General features: G+C 55.8%; 22 protein-coding genes and 1 other RNA gene. 16 read left to right on the top strand and 7 right to left on the bottom strand.

Going from position 1 to position 23,764, the window contains the following annotated elements; genetic code table 11:
- Positions 1-112: 112 nt before the first annotated feature.
- A complete protein-coding gene (argO, locus tag AC6I8R_RS16830) occupies positions 113-736 on the top strand; it encodes an arginine exporter ArgO (protein ID WP_415173383.1) in 624 nt (207 codons plus the stop codon).
- Here argO and AC6I8R_RS16825 read toward each other — a convergent pair.
- On the bottom strand, positions 715-2,991 hold the full coding sequence (locus AC6I8R_RS16825) for an FAD-dependent oxidoreductase (protein WP_497832769.1): 2,277 nt from the start codon (positions 2,989-2,991) through the stop codon (positions 715-717). The two genes, argO and AC6I8R_RS16825, sit on opposite strands and share 22 nt — an antisense overlap.
- A 59-nt stretch (positions 2,992-3,050) precedes the next feature.
- Here AC6I8R_RS16825 and AC6I8R_RS16820 point away from each other — a divergent pair, with 59 nt between their 5' ends.
- Positions 3,051-3,749: an IclR family transcriptional regulator gene (locus AC6I8R_RS16820; RefSeq protein ID WP_021184636.1), complete on the top strand. Its 699-nt coding sequence runs from the start codon at positions 3,051-3,053 to the stop codon at positions 3,747-3,749.
- On the opposite strand, the gene AC6I8R_RS16815 is transcribed toward AC6I8R_RS16820, so the two are convergent.
- Entirely contained in the window at positions 3,736-5,043 is a 1,308-nt protein-coding gene (locus AC6I8R_RS16815; protein ID WP_208723673.1) for an MFS transporter, read from the bottom strand. The genes AC6I8R_RS16820 and AC6I8R_RS16815 overlap by 14 nt on opposite strands.
- A 218-nt stretch (positions 5,044-5,261) precedes the next feature.
- Here AC6I8R_RS16815 and AC6I8R_RS16810 point away from each other — a divergent pair, with 218 nt between their 5' ends.
- On the top strand, positions 5,262-5,990 hold the full coding sequence (locus AC6I8R_RS16810) for an oxidative stress defense protein (RefSeq protein ID WP_415173384.1): 729 nt from the start codon (positions 5,262-5,264) through the stop codon (positions 5,988-5,990).
- A gap of 74 nt (positions 5,991-6,064) precedes the next feature.
- Here the strand turns inward: AC6I8R_RS16810 and AC6I8R_RS16805 are convergent, their stop codons facing one another.
- Positions 6,065-6,970, bottom strand: a complete 906-nt coding sequence (locus tag AC6I8R_RS16805) for a LysR family transcriptional regulator ArgP (protein ID WP_013510342.1) — start codon at positions 6,968-6,970, stop codon at positions 6,065-6,067.
- 159 nt (positions 6,971-7,129) lie between these two features.
- On the opposite strand from AC6I8R_RS16805, the gene rpiA reads away from it, so the two are divergent.
- Together rpiA and serA are read left to right on the top strand one after the other, a co-directional pair.
- Positions 7,130-7,789, top strand: coding sequence for a ribose-5-phosphate isomerase RpiA (gene rpiA / locus AC6I8R_RS16800; RefSeq protein WP_021184632.1), 660 nt, complete (start codon positions 7,130-7,132; stop codon positions 7,787-7,789).
- A gap of 279 nt (positions 7,790-8,068) precedes the next feature.
- Positions 8,069-9,307 (top strand): phosphoglycerate dehydrogenase, encoded by a 1,239-nt coding sequence (gene serA / locus AC6I8R_RS16795; protein WP_208723675.1) that lies wholly within the window; start codon positions 8,069-8,071, stop codon positions 9,305-9,307.
- An 80-nt stretch (positions 9,308-9,387) separates the two neighbouring features.
- Here serA and AC6I8R_RS16790 read toward each other — a convergent pair whose 3' ends face one another.
- The 3 genes from AC6I8R_RS16790 to zapA form a co-directional block, all read right to left on the bottom strand.
- Complete coding sequence (locus AC6I8R_RS16790) at positions 9,388-9,978, bottom strand: 5-formyltetrahydrofolate cyclo-ligase (protein WP_021184630.1); 591 nt, start codon at positions 9,976-9,978, stop codon at positions 9,388-9,390.
- A 76-nt stretch (positions 9,979-10,054) separates the two neighbouring features.
- Positions 10,055-10,238: non-coding RNA, 6S RNA (gene ssrS, locus AC6I8R_RS16785), on the bottom strand.
- Between the two features lie 39 nt (positions 10,239-10,277).
- Complete coding sequence (zapA, locus tag AC6I8R_RS16780; protein WP_013510338.1) at positions 10,278-10,607, bottom strand: cell division protein ZapA; 330 nt, start codon at positions 10,605-10,607, stop codon at positions 10,278-10,280.
- 170 nt (positions 10,608-10,777) lie between these two features.
- Between zapA and AC6I8R_RS16775 the strand changes: the two genes are divergently transcribed.
- From AC6I8R_RS16775 to trhA, 9 genes are all read left to right on the top strand, one after another.
- The gene (locus AC6I8R_RS16775; protein ID WP_013510337.1) at positions 10,778-11,359 is read left to right on the top strand and encodes a YecA/YgfB family protein; all 582 of its coding nucleotides are present in this window, start codon (positions 10,778-10,780) and stop codon (positions 11,357-11,359) included.
- Between the two features lie 51 nt (positions 11,360-11,410).
- Complete coding sequence (gene pepP / locus AC6I8R_RS16770) at positions 11,411-12,733, top strand: Xaa-Pro aminopeptidase (protein ID WP_021184629.1); 1,323 nt, start codon at positions 11,411-11,413, stop codon at positions 12,731-12,733.
- Positions 12,730-13,908: a 2-octaprenyl-6-methoxyphenyl hydroxylase gene (ubiH, locus tag AC6I8R_RS16765; protein ID WP_415173385.1), complete on the top strand. Its 1,179-nt coding sequence runs from the start codon at positions 12,730-12,732 to the stop codon at positions 13,906-13,908. The genes pepP and ubiH overlap by 4 nt, the downstream gene beginning before the upstream one ends.
- 20 nt (positions 13,909-13,928) lie before the next feature.
- The gene (gene ubiI, locus AC6I8R_RS16760) at positions 13,929-15,131 is read left to right on the top strand and encodes an FAD-dependent 2-octaprenylphenol hydroxylase (protein WP_208723678.1); all 1,203 of its coding nucleotides are present in this window, start codon (positions 13,929-13,931) and stop codon (positions 15,129-15,131) included.
- A 477-nt stretch (positions 15,132-15,608) separates the two neighbouring features.
- Entirely contained in the window at positions 15,609-16,706 is a 1,098-nt protein-coding gene (gene gcvT / locus AC6I8R_RS16755) for a glycine cleavage system aminomethyltransferase GcvT (RefSeq protein ID WP_497832604.1), read from the top strand.
- 20 nt (positions 16,707-16,726) lie between these two features.
- Complete coding sequence (gcvH, locus tag AC6I8R_RS16750) at positions 16,727-17,113, top strand: glycine cleavage system protein GcvH (RefSeq protein WP_415173387.1); 387 nt, start codon at positions 16,727-16,729, stop codon at positions 17,111-17,113.
- Positions 17,114-17,197: 84 nt separating this feature from the next.
- Positions 17,198-20,071, top strand: coding sequence for an aminomethyl-transferring glycine dehydrogenase (gcvP, locus tag AC6I8R_RS16745; protein ID WP_021184624.1), 2,874 nt, complete (start codon positions 17,198-17,200; stop codon positions 20,069-20,071).
- A gap of 60 nt (positions 20,072-20,131) precedes the next feature.
- Positions 20,132-20,875, top strand: a complete 744-nt coding sequence (locus tag AC6I8R_RS16740; RefSeq protein ID WP_021184623.1) for an SDR family oxidoreductase — start codon at positions 20,132-20,134, stop codon at positions 20,873-20,875.
- A 223-nt stretch (positions 20,876-21,098) separates the two neighbouring features.
- On the top strand, positions 21,099-21,752 hold the full coding sequence (gene trhA / locus AC6I8R_RS16735) for a PAQR family membrane homeostasis protein TrhA (RefSeq protein ID WP_021184622.1): 654 nt from the start codon (positions 21,099-21,101) through the stop codon (positions 21,750-21,752).
- 90 nt (positions 21,753-21,842) lie between these two features.
- On the opposite strand, the gene ygfZ is transcribed toward trhA, so the two are convergent.
- The gene (gene ygfZ, locus AC6I8R_RS16730) at positions 21,843-22,826 is read right to left on the bottom strand and encodes a tRNA-modifying protein YgfZ (protein ID WP_415173390.1); all 984 of its coding nucleotides are present in this window, start codon (positions 22,824-22,826) and stop codon (positions 21,843-21,845) included.
- 225 nt (positions 22,827-23,051) lie between these two features.
- On the opposite strand from ygfZ, the gene sdhE reads away from it, so the two are divergent.
- Both sdhE and AC6I8R_RS16720 read left to right on the top strand, forming a co-directional pair.
- The gene (gene sdhE / locus AC6I8R_RS16725) at positions 23,052-23,318 is read left to right on the top strand and encodes an FAD assembly factor SdhE (RefSeq protein ID WP_021184619.1); all 267 of its coding nucleotides are present in this window, start codon (positions 23,052-23,054) and stop codon (positions 23,316-23,318) included.
- A gap of 40 nt (positions 23,319-23,358) precedes the next feature.
- Positions 23,359-23,694, top strand: coding sequence for a protein YgfX (locus tag AC6I8R_RS16720; protein WP_415173391.1), 336 nt, complete (start codon positions 23,359-23,361; stop codon positions 23,692-23,694).
- Positions 23,695-23,764 lie beyond the last annotated feature (70 nt).

Raw genomic sequence — 23,764 nt, 5'->3', positions numbered from 1 at the left:
CGCGCCGCTACGTAATCGTTTTTTCTAATGACCCATTAATTTTTTCCATTTCCTCTAATAATTTCACGCCTTTATACTTCACGCCATCACCCATGTTGATGGAAAAATTCCCGTGTTATCTGTTTATTTACAAGGGCTTGCTCTTGGGGCTTCGCTCATTCTGCCGTTAGGGCCGCAAAACGCCTTCGTAATGAACCAGGGCATAAAACGCCATTATCATTTGATGACGGCGGCACTCTGCACCCTGAGTGACATTGCTTTGATTTGTGGCGGTATCTTTGGCGGCAGTGCTTTGCTTAATCAGTCGCCAGTGCTGCTGATGCTTATCACCTGGACCGGCGTGGCCTTTCTGAGCTGGTATGGCTGGGGTGCATTGCGCAATGCCTGGCAGGGGGATGTCTCGCTGGCATCGGCAGAGATGATAAAGCAGGGACGCTGGCGCATTATCGCCACCCTATTGGCGGTAACCTGGCTCAACCCCCATGTTTATATCGATACCTTTGTGGTGTTGGGGAGTCTCGGTGGTCAGTTGCCGTCTGAAGCGGCACGCCGTTGGTTTGCCCTCGGCAGCGTCAGCGCCTCAATCATCTGGTTCTTTGGTCTGGCGTTGATGGCCGCATGGTTATCGCCCCGACTGCGCACCGTGCGTGCGCAACGTATAATCAATTTGCTGGTAGGCACGGTGATGTGGGTGATTGCTTTCCAGCTGGCGCGTCAGGGTATCGCCAACTGGTGATGCAGATGCAAACCGTAAAGTGCGGGCAGAGCGCCCGCCGTGGCAAGCAGTTCAAGGCGTATTTGCCGAAAACTCACGCCCCGCGGCAATGCATGATGGCAGAGTGAATGATGGTTATCGTTCACTTCAGCCAGCAACATCTCATCCAGCCATACGCGGTAATGGGTGGTGCAATGCGGCGTTACGGCCTGCGCATGCCCCATCTGCACCGTCTCCATTGCATGGTCAAAATCATTATCAAACAACAGGGTGAGTTGGCTGGCCTGCTGGGGCTGTGACCATTGCCAGCTCACCACCGGTGCACTGTCGTCTGATGCCGGAACCCAACAGTTAGTATGACTTTCCGGGCGCAACTTACCGTTCAGTAGCGCGTCGCGATGCCACAGTTGCAACGGAGCCTCAAGGCAGAAGGCGATGAGAACCTGGTGTGGTGCGCGGCGTGGTAGCCAGAAATCAAATTCATCGACACCATAATCGCCATCATTGATCTGGCGGGTGCGTTTTGCCACCCGTGGATTCAGGCTGTTAAACACCATCATGATGCCCGGCAGCCGCTGACTGGTCAGGGCGATCTCAATCGCCGGATTCTCGGCAAAGGCAATCATCAGGTAACGATCGCAGTCGGCGCGCCAGGCAAAATCCAGCCGGTATTCCCCTTGCTCGTTGACGCAGATCGTCTGACTGGCCAGATGACGGTCACCACAGGTATTGGCCGGGTTTTCACTGGTCAGCAGCGACACCTGTAGCGACTGTTGTGCAGCCGCCCGCATCGACACCTTCAGGGCGGGCAAACGTTCTCCGGCTTTCAAGGGCAGCAGCAGCGCGCAACGTGATTTCAGTGGCTGCCAGCCACCATCAGCAGGCAGGGAACTAAGCTGAAGCGTGCTGCTGACGTGTACCTTCACTGCGCCGGACGGGCTTAACAGCCGCTGGCGCGGAATGTAAGCGCCCTGGCGCAGCAGATGCTGCTGAAGCTGTCCGATTCGTTCAGGAGTGGACAGCTCGCCTGGGGTGAGATGCTGCTGCTGGCAGATCGCCGCTGCACGTCCCACCACCTCACCGAGTACGCCGCAGGTACACATCACGCGTGCGCTACCGAACGCCACATGGGTGGCGGAGATCAACCTGCCGGTCAGCAGCAGGTTATCCAGCGACTGGCTGTACAAGGCGCGGAATGGGATGGTGTAGGTGCCTTTGCTGTGAAACTGGCGGCAGCCATCATGTTCGCTGTAGACGCCATCAGCGGGATGCAGGTCAATCGACCAACCGCCATAGGCCACGGCGTCATAATGATCGCGTTGTTCCACGATATCCTGCTGACATAGCAGCGTGTCACCGAGAAAGCGGCGGCTTTCACGTTTGCCGGGGATCAGGCCGACCCATTCGATAGTCAGGTTTTCCGCATCGGGAAACTCGCCGGAATTCTTGATGTAATCCCACACGCCCCAGACGATTTTCCACAGCTCCCATTTGATGGTTTCGCTCTCATGCACCGTGTCGAGCCGTCCTCCCCATTCCAGCCACCACAGGTCGCAACCGTTCAGTTCAGAGGTCAGGCGTTTATAGCGTGGAATGGCCTGGATATCCTTCAGGGCAAAGCCTGGCGGGATAAAACGCACAGGCTCAGCGCTGCGTTTGGTGTAGAAGTAGATGGAGTGACCGAGTTTGTGGCCAAAATGCTCGCCGGGAGCCATTTTCTCACCGAATTCTTCTACCGATTCCGCACCGACCCGATGTGCGGCACCTGCCAGATAACCCAATACCCCGTCCCCACTGGCATCGATAAATTGTCGGGAGCTAACGTGATAGCGCGTCTGGTTGATGGCGTTAAAGGCATGCACCGCCTGTAACTGGCGACCTGATTTTTCTATCCCTGTCACTGTGGTGTTCAGCAGCAGCGTCAGGCCGCGCTGTGCCTGGGCGAGATCCAGCAGCACCAGATCAAACAACACCGGGTTGCCTTCTTTGTTGCGCCACAGGTTCTCCTCCATGATCTCGCCCATGATGCCACCTTCGCGCGCCCAGCGATTATTGTTACCCATGTGCGAGGTGGCACCGTTGGCCCACAGACGAACTTCGCTGGAGGCATTGCCGCCCAGCACCGGGCGATCCTGAATCAGCACCACCGTCACACCATCACGCGCTGCGGCCAGCGCGGCGCAGACACCGGCCAAACCACCACCGGCCACCAACACATCCGCTTGCAAAGGTTGCAGGGGAAATTGGCGGGTATCCTGAGAGGAGAAAATTTGCATCATTTCATTCCTGTAACTCTGACGCTAAGATTAAATTTTTGACCGCCACAGGGTGATGTATGTCTTCTCAACCCAATCAAAGCCTGATTGACGGTATTCGCTGCCTGCAATATCTGGTTTCCAGTGATAAAGCCGTTGGCTGTCGCGAACTGGCGCGCCAGATGGGGATGAACAGCACGCGGGTGAACCGCCTGCTGATGACCATGGCCTCGATTGGTCTGACGATGCAGGATGAGCATCGCCGCTATCTGCCCGGACCTGGGGTACATGCGCTGGCAGCACAGGCGATTCGCGGATCGTCGCTGTTTGCCCAGGCGCTGCCACAACTGGAAGCCAATGCGCCACGCGATATCGTGGTGGCGCTGGGCGTGCTGTGGGAGGACCAGGTGATCTATATCTGGCACTCGGAACCGGGCGAGCGTACCAGCACCAGCCAGGCGCTGGCGGGCTACCATATGTTGCCCGCCTGGCAGTCGGTGATCGGCGTATCGCTGTTGGCGGCGGAGAGCGATGAAGCCTTGCGGCCACGTTTCACCGACGATCAATGGGCGCAGATTGCCCCGCTGCTGGCGCGTAAACGCACGCAGGACACCCTCATCTGGCATCGTGACGATGGCGAAATCAGTATGGCACTGCCGATTAATAACAATCGCGCGGCCCTGGCGTTCGCCAAAATCTGGCAGGCGGATGAGGCACATCTCCAGCAGCGTCTGGCGCAGTTGCAGGCGCTGGCGCAGCGCATGATCATTGCGCGCTAACATGGTCGATTTTCCCGACGATAAACACGTAACTGGCGATGCCGATAGCGGCCAGCATGGCGATAAACGCCAGCGCTGGCGCGAAATTGTCGCCATCGATTAATGCGCCAATGGCGATCGGCACCACAATGGAGGAGAGCGCGCCGGTGAAGTTAAATACGCCACCGGCCAGCCCGATTAAATGGCGCGGTGCCAGCGCGGTAACAAACACCCAGGTAATGGTCGCGAGGCCGTTGCCAAAGAAGGCGACAGACATAAACAGGATGATCAGCGCGGAGTTGTCCGTGTAATTGGCCCCGAGAATAAATAAGGTCAGCGATAATCCGAGGATTACCGGTAGTTTGCGAGCAACACTGGCCGAAACGCCCCGACGTATCATGCGGTCCGAGGCAAAGCCCGCCAGCAGCACGCCGCAAAAGGCGGCGAAGTAGGGCAGTGACGCTACATAGCCGCTCTTAATAAACGCCATATGACGATATTCCACCAGGTAGGTCGGGAACCAGGTGAGGAAGAACCAGAAGGTAGCCGAAATGGTGAACTGACCAATGTAGATGCCAACCAGCTTGCGACTGCGGAACATCTGCGCCAGATCCTGCCAGCGCGCGCGTGGTGGTTGAGCGCTCTGGCGGTCACCCAGTAGCGCGCCATTGCTGCGCAGATAATTCAGTTCCGCCTGGGAAACCCCTTTGTGATCGCCAGGTTCGCGGTAGAGGACATACCACACCAGCGCCCAAATCATGCCTGCGACGCCGGTAATCAGAAACAAACCGCGCCAGCCAAACGCATCCTGCACATGAAACAGCAGCGGGGTCATGCAGGCTAAACCGACAAACTGCGCCGAAGAGTAAATACCAATGGCGCTGGCGCGCTCCTGTTCCGGGAACCAACTGGAGATCACCCGGTTGTTGGCGGGCATCACCGGGGCTTCAAAGGCACCGACCCCCAGACGCAGGCCAAACAGCGCGAGAAAGCTACCGGCAAAGGCGTGTAGCGCCGTCACCATCGACCAGACAAACAGCCCGACGCCATACACCAGCCGCGCGCCCAGACGATCGATCAGGAAACCGCCGGGGATCTGTAAGGCGGCATAAATCCAGCCAAAGGCAGAGAAGATTAACCCCATCTCCAGCGGCGTGAAGCGCAATTCACCGGCCATTGTCGTGGCGGCGACCGACAGGTTGGTTCGGTCCATGTAATTAATAATGATGTTGATAAACACCAGGCCAAGCATCAGAAAGCGTGTGCGCCCGGCACGGACACAAACGTGGGGTTGTGCTATCGGTTGCTCTGTCATCGTGGAACGCTCCCGGAGGTCAGAGTGTCTCTTTAATAGAAACACTGGTAGGCAAATTCAGCGAATACAGGGTGATTATTTTGTGATCGCGGAGACGATAAAACAGCAGAGTGCCCGAACTTTTCGTTGAATCAAAACTCAGACCATCACGCATGGTAATGTGTAGCAGGCTTCGCCATAGTGGCGACCTCAGAATTGAATCTTCAAGGAGGACTTTCGTGAAACTCAAAGCACTGGCGCTGGCCGCCGTAATGAGCGCGGGCGCATTGCCTGCGATGGTTCAGGCCGACGAGCTGCCGAATGGGCCGCATGTGGTGACTTCAGGGCAGGCAAGTATCGAGGCACGTCCGGATATTGCTACGCTCTCGATTGTGGTGAATGTTTCATCGAAAGACGCGGCGGATGCGAAAAAGCAGGCCGATAGCCGTGTTGCACAATATTTTGATTTTCTGCAAAAAAATGGCATCGAGAAGAAAGATATCGATGCTGCTAACCTCCGCACCCAGCCTGAGTACGATTACACCAAAGAGGGGAAATCGGTACTGAAAGGCTACCGCGCAGTACGCCAGGTACAGGTGACGCTGCGTCAGCTGGAGAAGCTGAATGAACTGCTGGATGGGGCGTTGAAAACCGGGTTGAACGAGATTCGTGCTGTTGATCTCGGCGTGGCAAATCCGCAGACCTATAAGGATCAGGCGCGTAAAGCGGCTATCGCCAATGCAACTCAGCAGGCATCAGCACTGGCGGAAGGTTTCAATGCGAAACTCGGTCCGGTGTATAGCATCCGCTATCACGTAGCCAACTATCAGCCGATGCCGATGGCACGCATGTTCAAAGCGGCGGCACCAGAGGCGGATACCTCAGCGCAGCAAACCTACGAGCAGCAGACCATTCACTTTGACGATCAGGTGGATGTGGTATTCGATATCAAACCGAATACACCGTAATGTTTCCGTAGCGGCGCGATAAATCGCGCAATCCTGTGCGTGATAAATCACGCCGCTACGAATTCGTGCTGCTGTCAGGCCGCTAAATCATCCTGACGCAATACGCGGTGGCCGTGGGCAATTAATGCATCGGTGACGCGACGCATCAGACGGCTTTCCGGGGCAAAGCGATGCCAGTACAGCATCCGGCGCTGGTACAAGCCGGGCGTCAAATCCACCAACTCACCATTCGCCAGTTCACGTTCAATCTGCAAATGCGGAATCATACAGCAGGTCGACCCCTGACGAGCTAGCTGGACGAAGGCTTCCGACGAGTTAACGATATGGCAGGGTACGCTACCCGGCGACAGATCGAAATTCTGTTGCAGAAACGCCTGATGCATATCATCGAGATGATCAAAGGCAATGGCCGGGGCTTTCAGCAGCGCCGAACGTGTCACGCCATTCGGGAAGTAGCGATTGGCAAACTCGGGTGACGCTACAAACAGATAATCCAGCGCCCCCAGTTGATCAACCAGACAGCTCGGTAAGGGTTGTGGCTGAATACTCACCGCACCCACCACTTCACCACGACGTAAGCGCTCCTGAGTCCGGGTTTCGTCTTCGACCTGAATGTTGAGGCGCACCGGGGAATCGGCCAGCACATCTTTCAATGCGGGCAGCAGCCAGGTTGCCAGACTGTCGGCGTTGACCGCCAGTGACAACAGCAGCGGCGTGGTGCCACCGTTTTCATCACCCAGCCACTCCTCTTCCAGCAGCTCCACCTGATGCAACAACGCCAGCAGCTTCTGCCCCTGTTCCGTCGGGCGCGGCGGTACGGTACGCACCAGCAGCGGCTGACCGAATAAATTTTCCAGCTGTTTAATACGCTGCGACACCGCAGACTGCGTAATACAAAGTTTTTGCGCGGCGCGCTCAAAGCCGCGTTCACGAATCACAGCATCCAGCGCCTGAAGCGTTCGATAATCCGGGCGTTTCATTGTTGTTCTCTCTCGTTCAGGATGGAGGGTACTATGCCACAAAAAATCAAAAGATGGTTTTTGTGCACTGAGTTACAAAGCCTTTAACAGCCGCGCTTTTTTACGCCGCCTTGTTTTATACTACGCGCACCTCGTTGTCGCACAGGTTTTAAACATACCATGACCCAGGATGAACTGAAAAAAGCGGTAGGTTGGGCAGCACTGCAATATGTGCAGCCGGGCACCATTGTTGGCGTTGGCACCGGTTCGACCGCTGCCCATTTTATTGATGCGTTAGGTTCGATTAAGCATCAAATTGAGGGCGCAGTTTCCAGCTCGGAAGCCTCAACGCAGAAACTGAAATCCCTCGGCATTCATGTGTTTGATCTCAATGAAGTGGATTCGCTCTCGGTGTACGTCGACGGTGCTGATGAGATCAATCCGCAGATGCAGATGATTAAAGGCGGCGGCGCGGCGCTGACGCGTGAGAAAATTGTCTCCGCCGTGGCTGAGAAATTTATCTGTATTGCCGATGCCTCGAAAGAAGTGGATGTATTGGGCCACTTTCCGCTGCCGGTTGAAGTGATCCCGATGGCGCGTTCCTATGTGGCGCGTGAACTGGTGAAATTGGGCGGCCTGCCAGAATATCGTCAGAACGTGGTGACCGATAACGGCAACATTATTCTCGACGTGCATAATCTACGCATCCTCGATCCGATCGCGCTGGAAAAAGCCATCAATGCGCTGCCTGGTGTGGTGACGGTAGGGCTTTTTGCAGCACGCGGCGCTGATGTCGCGCTGATCGGCACTGCCGATGGCGTAAAAACCATTACCAAATGATCTGTCCGGCGCTGTTGCAGCGCCGCTTATTTCCATACGCAAAACATCTTTTCTTCGTATGCTGAAATTCGGTGACTTATGTCACAAAACAGTCATCAACAGCAGGTTCATTCTTCGCTCTGTACGCATATCCCGATTTTGTACGGCATTGTGCTGCCGTAGCGCTGACGCGTGCTGAGGTCGAGGCAATCGATTGTCTTGCTGCAAACGAATTTTTTGATATTTTGACAGAAGGCTGGCTTATGGCAGCCCTCGTTGAATTCTGAATAGGGTCGGGAAATGGCAGAGTTATCACTGGAAAAAGACAAGATTAAGTTCCTGCTGGTGGAAGGTGTCCATCAGAGTGCGCTGGATAACCTGCGCGCAGCAGGTTACACCAACATCGAATTCCACAAAGGTGCACTGGATGCGGAGACGCTGAAGTCCTCCGTTCGTGACGCACACTTCATTGGTATCCGTTCCCGTACCCAACTGACCGAAGAGATTTTCGCTGCGGCTGAAAAACTGGTTGCGGTTGGCTGCTTCTGTATCGGCACCAACCAGGTTGACCTGAATGCAGCAGCAAAACGTGGCGTGCCGGTATTTAATGCCCCGTTCTCCAACACCCGTTCGGTTGCCGAACTGGTGATTGGTGAAATGCTGCTGATGCTGCGTGGCATCCCGGAAGCGAACGCCAAAGCGCACCGCGGTATCTGGAATAAAATTGCAGCGGGTTCCTATGAAGCTCGTGGCAAGAAGCTGGGTATCATCGGCTATGGCCATATCGGTATGCAACTCGGTGTGCTGGCGGAAAGCCTTGGCATGCATGTGTTTTTCTACGATATCGAGAACAAACTGCCGCTGGGCAACGCCACACAGGTGCGTCACCTGTCTGACCTGCTCAACATGAGTGATGTGGTCAGCCTGCACGTACCGGAAACCCCATCAACGCAGAATATGATCAGTGCCGCCGAACTGGCGCTGATGAAGCCAGGTGCGCTGCTGATTAACGCCGCACGCGGTACGGTGATTGATATTCCGGCGCTGTGCGATGCCTTGTCCAACAAACATCTGGCGGGTGCGGCGATTGACGTGTTCCCTGTGGAACCAGCGACCAACAGCGATCCGTTCAATTCACCGCTGTGTGAATTCGATAACGTGATTCTGACGCCACATATCGGTGGTTCGACGCAGGAAGCGCAGGAAAACATCGGTCTGGAAGTCTCTGGCAAGTTGGCGAAGTATTCTGACAACGGTTCAACCCTGTCTGCCGTTAACTTCCCGGAAGTGTCGTTGCCGATGCATGCCGCCAGCGCCAGTCGCCTGTTGCACATTCACGAAAACCGTCCGGGTGTACTGACCGCCATCAACCAGATTTTTGCCGAGCAGGGCATCAACATTGCCGCCCAGTATCTGCAAACCTCGCCGCTGATGGGCTACGTGGTAATCGATATCGATGCACAGCAGGATGTGGCGGATAAAGCGCTGCAACTGATGAAGGCAATTCCGGGCACCATTCGCGCGCGCTTGCTGTACTGATTTAAAACGCACTTAATCGCGCGATGAATCGCGCCGCTACTGATACGGAATTATCGTAGCGGCGCGATTTATCGCGCAAATCACCACTGCCACAATTTCGACGGTGTAATCACCACCGGCAACGGCACATCCCAGGTCGCTACTGGCAGCGTTTCAACATGCTGACAGTCATGCGCAATCCCCACCGGTAGAAAACCATGCTGCTGCCAGTTTTGTAGCGTGCGATCGTAAAAACCTCCTCCCATACCCAATCGCTGCCCGCTTTGGTCGAACGCGACTAATGGCACCATCACCACGTCCAGCTGATCAAGGGTGACCATTTGGGTGATATCCAGCGGCGGTTCCGGGATGCTTAATTTATTCGGGCTGAGTGGCGTGTCGGGTGTGTAGCGCAGGAACAGTAAATTTCCGGGGGCGAAAGGGTGCAGCACCGGCAGGAAAACCTGTTTTTTCTGTTGCCAGAGCTTGGCGATGAGTGGGCGAGTATTCAACTCCCCATCAACGGACAGGAACAACGCAATACGTTCGGCATTGCTGATGGGCGCAAAATTTATCGCATGCTCTGCCAGCAAATCGGCGGCTTGTTCCTGCTGTTCAGCCGTGAGGTTGCGGCGCAGATGACGCACATGTTGACGAATGTCTTGTCGGTCACGAAATGAGGGTTCAGACATGATATCCCCGGCAAAGTCGGCTGTTGCCAGCCACTATATCATGCGTACCGGGGGATAACAGAAGTGGAACTAAGAGGAGATCTCCGAGATGCCGCCGCAGGCTGTAACCCTTGAACCCTTGGTTCAAGGTGAATGTGTCGTCGCAACTATCAGGCTTCTCGGACGGACCGAGCATGCTCACAAGTTACGGAGCGCCACATTCTGTGGTAATGAAATATCGGCTCAGGGGACTGGCCCGCATGCAAACATCTCAGAGAAAATTTACTTCACCGTTACTGTATCACGATAACCATGAAGTGTTATTCAAACTTTGTGCCCTGGCGATCAGTTATGCGACCTTGCTCAACTAATGCTTGTTCAATGGTCTGTTGCAGCATACGAATACGTTGTTCCATATTGGCTGCGTAGTCGCGCGTCTTACCTTTCTCTTGTGCCAATTCGTGGCAGATGTTTAACGCGGCGATGAACACCAGTTGCTCTGTATTTGTGACTCTAGTGCGAACTTTTAAATCTTGCAACCGTTGATTGAGGTCCTCAGCTGCCGCATTCAGCGCATCTTGCTGTTCAGGCGGACAATTCACTCTCAACGAACGACCAAAAATCTGAATATCTACCGGTTGTGCAGACATGCCACCTTCCTGACTGATTACTTCGCCCGCATCTCCCTTAGCAGTCAATGGCTTGGGAGGAGCGCAACTATATAGACCTGGGTGAGAAGTTACAACCCCTTTTCTGGAAACCCTGAGGCACCTGGTGGTAGCATAACACGAACTTATTCTGCCAACGACGACCAAAGCTTATGTCTTTACAGAACGCAACGCCCACTTACAACGCGCTGGCAGCGGCGCTTTCCCAGCAGGGCGTGGGAATGACACCCGCCGAAATGCACGGCCTGATTTGCGGCATCCTGTGCGGCGGTAACCAGGATAACAGCTGGAAGACGCTGGTGCACGACCTCACCAACGAAGGCATGGCCTTTTCACAAAGCCTGTCGCAGCCGTTGCAGGCGCTCCATGAAAGCCTGACCAACACTCTGGATGAAGAGGGTTTCCTGTTTCAACTGATGTTGCCTGACGACGATGACATCACGGTATTTGACCGTGCCGATGCGCTGGCGGGATGGGTCAACCATTTCCTGCTGGGACTGGGTGTGACTCAGCCGAAACTGGACAAGGTCACCGGCGAAACCGGAGAAGCGATTGATGACCTGCGCACCATCGCTCAACTGGGCTACGACGAAGATGAAGATCAGGAAGAGCTTGAGCAATCACTCGAAGAGGTGATTGAGTATGTGCGCGTTGCCGCGCTGCTGTGTCACGACACCTTCACCCAGCCGCGACCGCCGACAGCACCTGAAGTACAGAAGCCCACGCTACACTAAGCGCGTCATTCCGGGTACTGCCGTGCCCGCTTTTCAACAGGGAGTGCAAACATGATTACACTGGAAACTTTCCAGCAACGTCGTCAGGCGCTGATTGCCCGTATGGCGCCCGGTAGTGCCGCATTGATTTTTGCTGCGCCGGAAGTGACGCGCAGTAACGACAGCGAATATCCCTTCCGTCAGAACAGCGATTTCTGGTATTTCACCGGTTTTAACGAGCCGCAGGCGTTGCTGGTGTTGATTAAAAGCGACGAGACGCACAACCACAGCGTGTTGTTCAACCGCGTGCGTGATCTGACCGCCGAAATCTGGTTTGGCCGTCGTCTGGGCCAGGATGCGGCACCGGCGAAACTCGGCGTGGACCGGGCATTGCCGTGGGACGATATTGGCGAACAACTGCATCAGCTGTTAAACGGTCTGGATGTGGTGTATCACGCCCAGGGGTTGTATGCCGAAGCCGACAAACTGGTGTTCAGTGCGCTGGAAAAACTGCGTCGTGGCTTCCGTCAGAACCTGAGCGCGCCAGATACCCTCACCGACTGGCGTCCGTGGGTGCATGATATGCGTCTGTTCAAAGGACCCGAAGAGATCGCCATCCTGCGTCGTGCCGGGGAAATCAGCGCGCTGGCCCATACCCGCGCCATGCAGGTCTGTCGTCCGGGGATGTTTGAATATCAGCTTGAAGGTGAAATCCAGCATGAGTTCAATCGTCACGGCGCACGTTTTCCCTCCTACAACACCATTGTCGGAGCGGGTGAAAACGGCTGCATCCTGCACTACACCGAAAATGAGTGCGAGATGCGCGATGGTGATTTGGTACTGATTGACGCAGGTTGCGAATTCCAGGGCTATGCGGGCGATATCACGCGAACCTTCCCGGTTAACGGCAAGTTCACCGCCCCTCAGCGTGCCATTTACGACATCGTGCTGGCGTCACTGTACAAAGCGCTGGAACTGTTCCGTCCGGGCGTGAGCATCCATGACGTGAACGACGAAGTGGTGCGTATCATGGTCACCGGCCTGGTGGAACTGGGGGTGATGGAAGGCGAAGTGGATGCGCTGCTGGCCGAGCAGGCCCACCGTCAATTTTTTATGCACGGTTTGAGCCATTGGCTGGGGCTGGATGTACATGATGTCGGTCACTACGGCACACCAAGCCGCGACCGCATCCTCGAACCCGGCATGGTTCTGACCATTGAACCTGGTCTGTATATCGCACCAGACGCCAGGGTGCCTGCGCAATATCGCGGAATCGGTATTCGTATCGAAGATGACATCGTCATCACCGAAGACGGCAACGAGAATCTGACCGACAGCGTGGTGAAGGATGCTGACGCGATTGAAGCCTTAATGGCGGCGGCACGACAGGCATGAGCATTCTGATTGCAGGCGGCGGCATGACCGGTGCCACTCTGGCACTGGCGTTATCCCATCTCACTCAGGGAAAACTGCCGGTAACGCTGATTGAGCGTAGTGAGCCGGACAGCCGTGCGCATCCGGGGTATGACGGCCGTGCCATCGCGCTGGCGGCGGGCACTTGCCAGCAACTGGCGGAGATCGATCTGTGGCGTTCATTGCAGGATTGCGGCACGCCAATCACCCAGGTGCACGTTTCTGACCGTGGCCACACCGGGTTTGTCTCGATGCAGGCGGCGGATTATCAGCTCCCGGCGTTGGGGCAGGTGGTGGAGTTGTTCGATGTTGGACAACGGCTGTTCCAGCGTCTGAAACAGGCGCCGGGTGTAACGTTACGTTGCCCGGCGCAGGTCACGGCGGTGTCACGCAGCGCTGATAACGTGCAGGTCACGCTCGATAGCGGCGAGCAACTGGACGGTGCTTTGTTGGTGGCGGCTGACGGTTCGCGTTCACCGCTGGCTGCCTCCTGCGGCATTAACTGGCAGCGCGAGGATTATCAGCAGTTGGCGGTGATTGCCAATGTCACCACGCAGTTGCCACATCAGGGGCGCGCCTTTGAGCGTTTTACCGAACATGGCCCACTGGCGCTGTTACCGATGTCGGGCAATCGCATGTCACTGGTATGGTGTCATCCGCTGGATGACCGAGAAGCCCTGATGCAGTGGGATGACGCGACTTTCCTGTGTGAGCTGCAACAAGCCTTTGGCTGGCGTCTCGGGCGCTTCACCCATACCGGTCAGCGCGAAATCTATCCGCTGGCGTTGCAAACGGCTGAACGCCAGGTGGCGCATCGTCTGGCGCTGGTTGGCAATGCGGCGCAAACGCTGCATCCGATTGCCGGGCAGGGCTTTAACCTCGGCCTGCGTGATGTGATGTCGCTGGCGGAAAATCTCGCCAGCGCCTGGCGCCAGCGTCAGGACCCTGGCAGTTATGCGGTGCTGCATCATTTTGCCGCACGACGCCAACCGGACCGTGCCGCCACCATTGGCGTCACCGATGGTCTGGTGCGGTTGTTCGCCAACCGTTATGCTCCGCTGGTGGCAGGACGAAATTTTGGGCTGGTGGCGATGGACCACCTGCCGTGGCTGCGAAACCCCCTTGCCGCGCGTACGCTCGGCTGGGTAAAACGTTAAGCATGAATTAAGGGGCAGCAATGCAAACTTTTGATGTGGCTATCGCTGGCGGTGGCATGGTCGGACTGGCCGTCGCCTGTGGGCTGCAAGGCAGCGGATTACGCGTCGCGGTGCTGGAGAAGGCCGCAGAACCGCAGTTTGATCCGGCGGCTGCGCCATCCGTTCGCGTCTCGGCAATCAATGCCGCCAGCGAACGCCTGCTGCAAAAACTGGATGTCTGGTCAACGATTCTGGCTCTGCGCGCCAGCGCGTATCACGGCATGGAAGTGTGGGATCAGGACAGCTTTGGCAGCATCAGTTTCGATGATGAGCAGCAGGGCCTCGCACATCTCGGCCATATTATTGAAAATCCGGTGATTCACAGCGCGCTGTGGCAACGTGCCAGCCAGTGCAGCGATATCACCTTGCTGGCTCCGGCGCAGTTGCAGCAGGTGGCGTTTGGTGATAACGAAGCCTTTATCACGCTCCAGGACGGCAGCATGATGAGCGCGCGTTTGTTGATTGCCGCTGACGGTGCCAACTCGTGGTTGCGTGATAAGGCCGATATTCCGATCACTTTCTGGGATTACGATCATCACGCGCTGGTGGCAAATATCCGCACCGATCTGCCGCATGATGCGGTGGCGCGCCAGGTGTTCCACGGCGACGGCATTCTGGCATTTTTGCCGATGCAGGACCCGCATCTCAGCTCCATTGTCTGGTCATTGTCGCCGCAGGAAGCCAGCCGTTTGCAGGCGATGCCCGAAGCGCTGTTTAATCAACAGCTTTCCGTCGCGTTCGATATGCGCCTGGGTCTGTGCCAGGTCGAGAGCGAACGTAAAACCTTCCCGCTGATGGCGCGCTATGCACGTAACTTTGCCGCGCACCGACTGGCGTTGGTCGGCGATGCCGCGCACACCATCCACCCATTGGCAGGGCAGGGTGTCAATCTCGGCTTTATGGATGCGGCAGAGTTGATCGGTGAAATTCGCCGCCTGCACAGTCAGGGCAAGGATATTGGTCAGCATCTCTATCTGCGCCGTTATGAACGCAGTCGCAAGCACAGCGCTGCGTTAATGCTGGCGGGTATGCAGGGCTTCCGCGAATTATTTGCGGGCAGCAATCCGGCCAAGAAATTGCTGCGTGATGTCGGGTTGAAACTGGCCGATACCTTGCCAGGCATCAAACCGATGATGCTCAAGCAGGCCATGGGGCTGAATGATATCCCCGCCTGGCTGCGCTAATCCCTCCATCCCGTAGCGGCGCGATTTATCGCGCGAATCCGTTCGCGATGCCGGTAAAAGCCGCGCGATAAATCGCACCGCTACGATCATTGCCTCCTTTGCACCATCCTGATGCATCCCCGCACCCTTTTTGCGCCTCGTTTGATTTATTCTAATTTTACGTCGGAATTCGCATTACATTTTCTCATGCAAAAGATTTTTTTATGCGGTGCCATTGGCCCATACGGAGTGCTGGATTACATTATTTTTCTGTATAAAAGTTAACTTGTTGTATTTTGTGCGTGGTTAATCACATAAAACCAGTGAATTATCCTGCATTCTGTGCGGCGTTTTGCTGACGCCCAACGCAAGTTCGCCCTCGTTTTGCTTATGGTTAATTGCCTCGTTCGGTGGTAACGTCAGCGCAAAGAGAACGTTTGCGTCAGCCACAATCGGCTACGCAGGCGCGTCACGCTCACTTGTTTCTACAGGATGGTTATGACTCAGCAAACGCCTCTATTCGAACAGCATCAGGCCTGCGGCGCACGTATGGTGGATTTTCACGGCTGGATGATGCCACTCCACTACGGCTCGCAAATGGATGAGCATCATGTGGTACGCACTGATGCCGGCATGTTTGATGTTTCCCACATGACCATCGTTGACCTGCACGGTGCCCGCACCCGCGAATTTCTGCGTTACCTGCTGGCGAACGACGTCGCCAAACTGACCCAACCAGGCAAAGCACTGTACACCGGCATGCTAAATGCATCAGGTGGCGTCATTGATGATTTGATTGTTTACTTTATGACCGAGGACTTCTTCCGTTTGGTGGTGAACTCAGCCACGCGTGAGAAAGACCTTGCATGGATTGGTGAACACGCACAGCCGTATGGCATTACCCTGACTGAACGTGACGATTTAGCACTGATCGCGGTGCAGGGACCACATGCGCAGCAGAAAGCGCAGTCGCTGTTCAGTGCCGCGCAACGTGATGCCGTCGCGGGCATGAAACCGTTCTTCGGTGTGCAGGCGGATGATCTGTTTATCGCTACCACCGGTTATACCGGTGAAGCGGGCTACGAAATTGCCATGCCGGCTAACGCCGCCGCGGATTTCTGGCAGCGCCTGTTGGCGGCAGGAGTTAAACCGGCTGGTTTGGGTGCGCGTGATACGTTGCGTCTGGAAGCGGGGATGAACCTCTACGGCCAGGAGATGGACGAGGGCGTTTCACCGCTGGCGGCGAATATGGGCTGGACCATTGTTTGGGAACCCAGCGACCGTGATTTTATTGGCCGCGAGGCGTTGGAAGCTCAGCGCGCTGCCGGAACGGAAAAACTGGTCGGTCTGATCATGACCGAAAAAGGGGTGTTGCGTAACGGTCTGCCGGTACGTTTCACCGATGAACAAGGTCAGCCGCAGCAGGGTATTATTACCAGTGGCTCCTTCTCTCCGACGCTGGGTTACAGCATTGCGCTGGCGCGCGTGCCAGCCGGAATTGGCGAGCAGGCGATTGTGGAAATCCGCAATCGTGAAATGCCGGTAAAGGTCACCAAACCAATTTTTGTTCGCGCCGGTAAACCGGTCGCACAGTAACTTTTTCAGGAGATTTGGCGATGAGCAATGTACCAAACGAATTGAAGTACAAAGAGAGCCACGAGTGGGTGCGTCAGGAGGCCGACGGCACCTACACCGTAGGGATTACCGAACATGCTCAGGAGCTGTTGGGTGACATGGTGTTTGTCGATCTGCCGGAAGTGGGCCGCGTCGTTGAGATCGGTGAAGATTGCGCAGTTGCCGAATCGGTGAAAGCGGCTTCTGATATTTACGCTCCCATCAGTGGCGAAATTTTGGCGGTCAACGAAGAGCTGGAAAGCTCACCGGAGCTGATTAACAGCGACCCCTACACCGACGGTTGGCTGTTCAAAATCAAGGCCAGCGATGAGTCTGAACTCGAGTCGCTGATGAATGCCGAAGGTTATAAAAAAACCATCGAAGATTAAGCGCCAGTATCAGAAGGTGTCGCGTGGCGGCACCTTTCTTTTTTGTCTGTATTAATACCCAGCCCGATTCAGGATTTACTGCTAATGACTCAGACTCTCAGCCAGCTTGAACATAACGGTGCTTTTATTGAGCGCCATATCGGACCAACGCCGGAGCAACAGGCCACCATGCTGGAAGCGATTGGTGCCAGCTCTTTGGAATCCCTGATTGGTTCCATTGTGCCTGCCGACATCCAATTGCCGGGACCGCCCGCTGTGGGTGATGCGGCCACCGAGCAGCAGGCGCTGGCAGAGCTGAAAGCGATTGCCAGTCAAAACCAGCGTTATAAATCCTGGATTGGTATGGGCTACACTGCGGTGATCACCCCTCCGGTGATTCTGCGCAACATGCTGGAAAATCCGGGTTGGTACACCGCCTATACCCCTTACCAGCCGGAAGTATCGCAGGGCCGTCTGGAAGCGCTGCTCAACTTCCAGACCCTGACGCTGGACCTGACCGGCCTTGATATCGCATCGGCTTCACTGCTTGACGAAGCCACCGCCGCCGCTGAAGCGATGGCGATGGCAAAACGCGTCAGCAAGCTGAAAAATGCCAACAAATTCTTTATCGCTGACGACATCCATCCGCAAACACTGGATGTGGTGCGTACGCGTGCCGAAACCTTTGGTTTTGAACTGATTATCGATAGCGCAGCAAAAGCGCTCGATCATGACGACCTGTTTGGTGTACTGCTGCAACAGGCGGGTACCACCGGTGAAGTGCATGACTACCGTTCGCTGATTGCCGAGCTGAAAAGCCGCAAAGTGGTGGTGAGTGTCGCCTCTGACTTTATGGCGTTGGTGCAACTGGAAGCACCTGGCAAGCAGGGTGCAGACATTGTATTTGGTTCTGCGCAACGTTTCGGTGTGCCAATGGGCTACGGTGGTCCTCACGCGGCATTTTTTGCCAGCCGTGACGAGCACAAGCGTTCCATGCCCGGGCGTATCATCGGTGTATCGCGCGATGCCGCCGGTAACACCGCGCTGCGTATGGCGATGCAAACCCGTGAACAGCATATCCGCCGTGAGAAGGCCAACTCCAACATCTGTACTTCACAGGTGCTGCTGGCAAACATCGCTGGTTTCTATGCGGTTTATCATGGACCGGCTGGCCTGAAGCGTATTGCCTCGCGTATCCACCGTCTGACCAGCATCCTGGCGGCCGGACTGAAAAATGGCGGACTGAAACTGCGCCACAATAGCTGGTTCGATACCCTGACCGTCGAAGTGGCTGACAAAGCGGCAGTGCTGAACCGTGCGCTGAGTTTCGGTGTTAACCTGCGTAGCGACATTCATCACGCCGTGGGCATCACGCTGGATGAAACTACCCGTCGTGAAGACGTGCAGGCGCTGTTCGCCATTTTGCTGGGTGATGAGCATGGCCAGGACATTGATGCGCTGGACAGCGCCGTGGCTGCTGAAAACAGCGGAATCCCGGCAGGGCAGCAGCGCCAGAGCGCGATTCTCGAGCACCCGGTATTTAACCGTCATCACAGCGAAACTGAGATGATGCGTTATATGCACAGCCTGGAGAAAAAGGATCTGGCGTTGAACCAGGCGATGATCCCGCTCGGTTCCTGCACCATGAAACTGAATGCCGCCGCAGAGATGATCCCGATTACCTGGCCGGAATTCGCTGAACTGCACCCGTTCTGTCCGGCAGAACAGGCGTCCGGTTATCTGCAAATGATCGGCCAACTGTCACAGTGGTTGGTACAGCTGACCGGTTACGACGCGCTGTGTATGCAGCCTAACTCTGGTGCGCAGGGTGAATATGCTGGCTTGCTGGCTATCCGTCGCTACCACGAAAGCCGTAACGAAGGCGATCGCCATATCTGTTTGATCCCCAGTTCTGCGCATGGCACCAACCCGGCGTCGGCACAGATGGCGGGAATGTCGGTGGTGGTGGTGGCCTGTGACAAACAGGGCAACATCGACCTCGGCGATCTGCGTGAGAAAGCGGCGCAGTCAGGCGATAAACTCTCCTGCATCATGGTGACCTACCCGTCAACGCACGGCGTGTATGAAGAGACTATCCGTGAAGTGTGCCAGATCGTGCATCAGTACGGCGGTCAGGTTTATCTGGATGGCGCCAACATGAACGCCCAGGTGGGGATCACCACGCCAGGTTATATCGGCGCGGATGTCTCTCACCTTAACCTGCATAAAACCTTCTGTATTCCACACGGCGGTGGCGGCCCAGGTATGGGACCGATCGGCGTGAAAGCGCATCTGGCACCGTTTGTACCGGGCCATAGCGTAGTGCAGATTGATGGTGTACTGACGCAGCAGGGCGCGGTATCCGCAGCCCCCTTTGGCAGTGCCTCGATTCTGCCGATCAGCTGGATGTATATCCGCATGATGGGTGCTGAAGGATTGAAGCAGGCGAGTTCGGTGGCAATCCTCAATGCCAACTACATCGCCAGCCGTTTGCAGTCAGCCTATCCGATTCTCTATACCGGTCGCGATGATCGCGTGGCGCATGAATGTATTCTTGATATTCGCCCGCTGAAAGAACAAACCGGCATCAGCGAAATGGATATCGCCAAACGTCTGATCGATTACGGGTTCCATGCGCCAACCATGTCATTCCCGGTTGCGGGTACGCTGATGGTCGAGCCGACGGAATCAGAAAGCAAAATCGAGCTGGATCGCTTTATTGATGCGATGCTGGCAATCCGTATGGAAATCGATCGTGTGGCAGATGGTGAATGGCCGGCAGAGGACAACCCGCTGGTCAATGCGCCGCACACTCAGATGGAGATCGTTGGTGAGTGGGCGCATCCGTACAGCCGTGAGCTGGCCGTGTTCCCGGCAGGTAGCGCTAACAAATACTGGCCGACGGTAAAACGTCTGGATGATGTGTTTGGCGATCGCAACCTGTTCTGTAGCTGCGTACCGATGAGTGAGTATGCGTAAGCTACACTGAACCACACGTTATTGAAGGCCGGGAAACCGGCCTTTTTCTTTGGAGGCAAAATGGAACTGGCATTAGTCACTGGCGCAAGTCGCGGTATCGGTCGTGCTACGGCGTTATTACTGGCGCAGGCAGGTTATTGCGTGGCGGTGAATTACCGCCAGCGTGAAGCTGAAGCGCAACAGGTGGTCGCCGCCATCGAAGCACAGGGTGGCAAGGCGTTTACGGTGCAGGCGGATATCGCCGATGAAGCGCAGGTGGTACGGATGTTTCAGCAGCTTGACCGCTACGAAGCGCCGCTGAAGGTGTTGGTCAACAATGCGGGCATTCTGTTTCAGCAGTGCCGCACTGAAGACCTGACCGCAGAACGCCTCCAGCGAGTCTTTGCTACCAATGTCACCGGTACGTTCTTATGCTGCCGCGAAGCGGTGAAACGCATGGGAACCCAACATGGCGGCAGCGGTGGCGCGATCGTCAACGTGTCATCCGCCGCGGCCAGAACCGGAGCGCCAGGGGAATATGTGGATTACGCCGCCTCCAAAGGCGCGATGGATACACTTACCAAAGGCTTATCGCTGGAAGTTGCCGCGCAGGGGATTCGCGTGAACGGCGTACGTCCGGGATTTATTTACACCGAAATGCATGCTGACGGTGGTGAACCTGGCAGGGTAGATCGGCTTGCCAGCGTTATCCCGATGGGGCGTGGCGGTCAGCCGCAGGAGATCGCCGAGGCTATCCTCTGGCTCACCAGTGATGCCGCATCCTATATCACCGGCACTATCATTGATGCCGCAGGTGGGCGGTAAACGCCTATCTCTCCGATCCGTAGCGGCGCGATTTATCGCGCAATTTCGCGTGCTGTGCCGGAAAAACCGCGCGATAAATCGCGCCGCTACGTCTGATCATACTGGCTGAAACACTGATTCACAGATTAATTTTAGCGTACATGTGTACACTGAAATTAATTCTGGTTACTCTGATGCACAGAAAAAGCACAGTCAGTTTCTTCGTTTTTCGGGATGCACTCTCATGGTACAGAACCGTCTTATCGCTCAGGGCTATTCGCTGGCAGAGGAGATTGCTAACAGTATCAGCCACGGATTGGGCTGTCTGTTTGGCATTATTGGCCTGGTGTTGCTTTTAACGCAAGCCGTTGAAATGCAGGCGGATGCCACCGCGATCACCAGCTACAGTTTGTATGGTGGCAGCATGATCCTGCTGTTTCTGGCGTCGACCCTTTATCACGCCATTCCACACCAGAAAGCCAAATACTGGCTGAAAAAATTTGACCACTGTGCCATCTATTTGCTGATTGCGGGGACGTATACGCCATTCCTGCTGGTGGGACTGAAATCATCGCTGGCTAAAGGGCTGATGATTGTCATCTGGAGCCTCGCGCTGGCGGGAATCATCTTTAAACTCACCATTGCCCACCGTTTTAAGGTGCTATCGCTGGTCACCTATCTCAGTATGGGCTGGCTGTCGCTGGTGGTGATTTATCAGCTGGCAACAAAATTGTCAGCGGGTGGCGTATGGCTGCTGGCGGCGGGCGGGATCGTGTACTCGTTAGGCGTGATTTTCTATGTCGCGCGCCGCATCCCTTATAACCATGCAATCTGGCACGCGTTTGTGTTGGGTGGCAGCGTGTGCCACTTCTGCGCTATCTATTTCTACGTGATGTAAAATCCATCCTCCCGGTCTTGCATATGGCATATCTCCCTCTCCCGTCTTGCGGGAGAGGGGCGGGGTGAGGGAAAAGGAAGCCTGAGAAATTTAATCTTCGAGAGAATAGGGCAATGGCTGAATGGTCAGTTTGCCCCCTTCATCACCCTCAACCCGCAGCACGCTATCCGGTTCCAGATCGTTATTCATCACCACCTGAATCCATGCTTCACCGTCATCCAGTTGAACGGCGGTGAGTACGGTGCCGGTGCGACGCCACCTGTCACCCATCTGTAATTCCAGCGACCCATCGGCCGGTGGCAAATGGCTGGCCTGGCCTGCCAGCCAGTACAGCGCGCGTTTGTTGGCACCACGGAATTTCGCGCGTGCTACCATCTCCTGGCCGGTGTAGCAGCCTTTTTTAAAGCTGATGGCATCCAGCGCTTGCAGGTTCGTGGCTTGTGGGATCAACTGTGCGCTGGTGGCGCTGTCAATCACCGGAATGCCTGCTTCAATATCCAGTGCCAGCCACTGCGTGCTGTCATTGAATTGCGCATCACCCGTCAGTTTATCCTTCAGCGCTTCAGCCTGGGCCAGCGTAGTAACCAACAGGAAGCGTTCCGCCGGTTGCGCAAACCACAGCAGAGTCGTGTCGCCCTGCTGCACCACCGGGGTTGTGGCATCCGGTAGCACCGGGAACAGACCTGCCAGTGCCGTGCGTGCCTGGAAGCCAGCCAGGCCCAGCAGTACGGCATCATCATCGGCGGCAATGGTCACTTTGGCGAACACCGCATATTTTTTCAGCTCCGTAAGCTGGGTATCACGCAGATTACGGCGTACCAGGTAGCCATAACCTTCGCCACGATGAAACAGACGCAGGCTGCTCCACATTTTCCCTTTGGCATCGCAATGCGCGGCTGGACGATGCTGTGTCGCATCCAGCGCAGCTACATCCAGCGTCAGTTGGCCTTGCAAATACGAGGTGCTGTCTTTGCCCTGCACCGCAACCAGCGCCCACTCATCGAGTGACATCAGGGTTAAAGGCAGACGAGATGATGCAGTCGGCTGACGAGGGGGAAGGGTAAATATGGGCATGGGTTTTTCCTGATTAATGGGTTCATCCGTAGACAATCTTTCCATGTTAAAAGAGCAGCGCGGCTTTGCAACCAGTTTGCGGAACCTGACGCACAAATCGCGTGATAACCCTGCATTGTGTGAAAGGGTTTTGCGCGTCACTGCACAGCCAGTGCAGTGACGCCTGCACCCGCGAAAAAAAGCAGGTACACTGAGCGCCATTGTTTGCTGCTGTGGAAAAGAGACATGGATATTCATGACAAAGCCCGCGTCCAATGGGCGTGCCGTCGGGGCATGCTGGAGCTGGACATCGCTATCATGCCGTTTTTCAAATATGAGTACGATTCGCTGACTGACACCGACAAGCAGGTGTTCGTGGCCTTATTGAAAAGTGACGACCCGGATTTATTCAACTGGATGATGAACCACGGTGAACCGGTCGATCCCGAGTTCCAGCGTATGGTGAAACTGATTCAGCAGCGCAATCGTGAACGCGGTCCGGTGGCGATGTAAGCTGCATCCATCGCACAGCGCCCGGATATTGCAGGCGCTGATGCTGCTGCTTTGTTGTTCACTGGTGGTTTGCCTGCCCTGGCCGGAAACATGGCGCTGGAGTAAAGCGCCGTTGTTGTTGGTATTGCTGGTGGAGGGATGGCGTCACCAGCGGCAGTTGCAACGACGCAGCGGGCCACTTTCGTTGGATCATCAGGGTATCTGGCACTGGGATAATATGCGCTGGCACAACGCACGCGCACCAGGCTGGTTGCCGATTGGCGTGTTGCTGGTGCTACGTAACGACCAGGGGCAACGCAGGCGGTTGTGGCTGATGCATGACAACATGCCAGCAGCAAGCTGGCGCACATTGCGTGCCTGCTGTTTAAGCCCGTAGCGGCGCGATTTATCGCGCGGTTTTTTCCCACATCACGCATGAAACCGCGCGATAAATCGCGCCGCTACAT

Source organism: Pantoea sp. X-Soil-OKNW-713, assembly GCF_059730685.1.
This window is presented reverse-complemented; position numbering and strand designations above follow the sequence as displayed.